Origin of the sequence: Dietzia sp. SLG310A2-38A2 (assembly GCF_014145095.1) — a bacterium.
Classification (GTDB): Bacteria; Actinomycetota; Actinomycetes; order Mycobacteriales; family Mycobacteriaceae; genus Dietzia.
Genome location: NZ_JAALDX010000223.1, coordinates 1 through 2917, shown reverse-complemented (window position 1 = coordinate 2917; position 2917 = coordinate 1). Strand labels below are relative to the sequence as shown.

Sequence of the window (2917 nt, the reverse complement as noted above, 5' to 3'; positions counted from 1 at the left end):
ATCAACGCACTCTAAATCCGGAAGGGCCACTTTCCTGCAGGTGCCGCTGCTTCACCTGTTCACCGCCTGGCGTGACCTCCGGTTCACGGGTGCCGTTCTACTGGGGAACTTCGTTCTCCTGCCACTGATGGTGTGGGCCATGGTGTCGCTGCTTCCCGACGACCCCGCGATCCGTCTGGGTGTGCTGTTGGTACTGCTCGTGCCATGCACCGACTGGTTCATCAGCTTCACCCAGATCGCTGGAGGGGATGTGCCCCGGGCTATCGCGGTGACTCCCGTCACCCTGGCCCTTCAGCTTTTTCTGCTGCCTCTCTACCTGTTGTTCATGGCGCGGGGCGAGGTCAAGGGCCTGGTCTCGTTCGACCTGGCGGCTCCGGCGCTCATCATCATTGCGGTTCCGCTTCTCGCCGCTGCGCTCACGGAGAAGTGGGTCGGCGCCCGGCCGGCACGTCACGTGGTGCGGGATCGGTGGGCCTGGGCGCCGATCCCGCTTCTCGCAGTCGTCGTGTTCCTCGTTGCGGCGGCTCAGGTCGAGACGGTGCTCGGCGCGCTGGACGTCCTCCCCGTCGTGGTCCCGGTGTTTGTGGCTTTCCTGCTCGCGGCCGTGTTGACCGCGAAGGTGCTGGCGGTCTCGCTCTCCCTCCCAGCCGCACAGTCCCGGACTCTCGCTTGTGGATTCGCAACCCGGAACTCCTTCATCGTTCTTCCTTTTGCGTTGTCTCTGCCCCAGGGGCTGGAGGTCGCAGCGGTCGTGATCGTGGTGCAGTCTCTGGTCGAGCTCCTCGGAATGATCTTCGTCGTATGGGTGCTCCCGCTGGTGTTCAGAATCGACTCGGCCGCGACGCCGGGACGGTGAACCCGGACCGGATCGCTGGCTCGCTGCCGGATTCTCTCCGGGGCCCGCGCACGCTGGAGGGGCAGTGGGTCGACCGACGGCCGCGCAATCGGAGGCTGCATCGAGACCCCGGTGCCGGCCTCACACGATGGCGTCGAGGGCGTGGGGCAGGGTCGTGACTCCGTCGGACGCGAGAAAGTGGCCCGCTCCAGGGACGATCTGAGCGGACGTGTGGAGAAGCCCGGCAAGGTGGTCCGTGAGCTCCACGGGGACGTGCTCATCATCGTCGGATCGCATGATGGTGAGCGACCCGACTTTCTCTCGTATCCCGGACAGGTTCACGCCGTCCCCGATGAAGTCGTGCAGTCCGGGTAGCGCTGGCAGCGGGTCGACGAACCCCGAGACGAGGACGAGGGTGCCCACCTGCCACGGACCCGTCAGAGCGGCGAGATGCCGCAGAACGGTGAGGCATCCCAGGCTGTGCGCGACGACGATGGTCTCTCCCCCCCGGGCGCCCGAGCTCTACCGCGGTGGTCGCCGCCCACCGGTCCCTGCTCGGTGCCGTGGGATCCGGCAAGGCAGGTATCCGCGTGGGGATGCCTGCCTGATCGAGGTGCTCGGCGAGCCAACCGAACCAGTGGTCCTTAGGTGTCGCGCCGTACCCGTGGAAGATCACTGCTCTTCTCGAACTCGTCGATGTCATAACTTCGCACCGTAGACGGTGCCGTCAGAGTGGGGTGTCGACTCCGCGTAGGCCTGAGGGAGTAGTGCGCCCCGCGGCAGCTGTCCCGACCGGTGAGCTCTCCTGTGGGACTGACCCGTCTGTTCCTCATCAACCGTCGGCGCTCCCGCGCAGGCCGCGCGTCCTTTGGGGCTCACGCCGTCGGGTGGACGGGTCGACCGGTTCGGTGGCGGGCCGCCAGCACCCACCAGGTGGTGATGGACAGGTGGGTAACCAGCTGGGTCCACGTGTGGTGCACTGCGGTCCACGACCAGCCCGCCACAGCAGGGTGTGCACGGCCGTGGTCCGCTGAGGCCACGCCAACCTGGCTGGGATTCCGGCACGGTGCAGGAGCTCCGGACATACGCGGTCGCGGAGCCGAGCAACATCTGCCGGGGAGCCTGGCGCGGGATCATGCTCGGTAGCTCGTGGGATTCACAGAGCGCAACTACCCCGACCCGACGAGCCCCCTGCGCGAGTTCACCCGGGACTTCGTGTGTGGGGACCGGGGTCGTACGGGTGGGTTGTCGCCGGGACCGGGACCGGCACCGACAGGTCTCGGGTGTCCATGAACTCACCGACTGTCGGTCCAGCCACCCCCAGACCGCCGGAGGGAACCGTTCCATCCCGAGCCAGCGCTCTGACTCCAGCCCGCGGATCGGCAGCCACTGCACGGGGAGACATACCCGTGCAGGGCCCGGTCGCGTGTGGAGGTTGCCCACTGGTCCCTGGTCACTGCTCACTGCTTACGAGCGCTCACGCCATCGTGGCCACCTCGGCTCGAGGGGGTTGGACCGGATGCTCCTCCGGTCGGGTTCGCGTCGGGAGTGGGATGTCGGCCGCGGAGTCCGTGGAGGATCAGAGACCGGGTACGGCGGGGCTCGGGCGTGATAGCTCGGTACTACGTCGGGCGCGAGTCGCGGTGACAGCCCTCGACGGCGAGAGGTCGATCGGTCGAATCTGGCCGGCCACCAGGCCGGGTCCGGAGTTCGGGGCAGGCAACCGACGGCGCGCATGCGGTCAGAGATGCGTGAGGGAGGGCAGGCGACAGTGACCACCGACGTGCTGAGGTGGTGGATCAGCAGCGAGACAACAGACGGCGGTGACCAGGCGATTTGGTGTTCTGTTGGGGCGCGTGTAACTTTATCGGAGCCGCCAGGGAGCGGGGGTCGAGCCGAGAGGTTCGAGTCCTGGTTTCGGGCGGTGGCTTCGCGAAAGGGGGCCGAACGACCGGCTTGACCGGTCAGCTTCGGTCCGCTAGAGTAGGCGAGCTGCCTCCGATGGAGAGCAGCGACTTCCCCCGAAGGTATGTGGCCATGGTGCCACATGGCGACGGTGTGGTGGTGTTGTTTGAGAACTCA

2 protein-coding genes are annotated in these 2917 nt (G+C 67.0%); one reads left to right on the top strand and one right to left on the bottom strand.

The features are described from left to right. The coding region (locus G6027_RS08375; protein WP_182636772.1) for a bile acid:sodium symporter at positions 1-856 on the top strand (856 nt) is incomplete at its 5' end. 120 nt (positions 857-976) lie between these two features. On the opposite strand, the gene G6027_RS18730 is transcribed toward G6027_RS08375, so the two are convergent. After that, positions 977-1294 (bottom strand): hypothetical protein, encoded by a 318-nt coding sequence (locus tag G6027_RS18730; protein ID WP_241726944.1) that lies wholly within the window; start codon positions 1292-1294, stop codon positions 977-979. Positions 1295-2917 lie beyond the last annotated feature (1623 nt).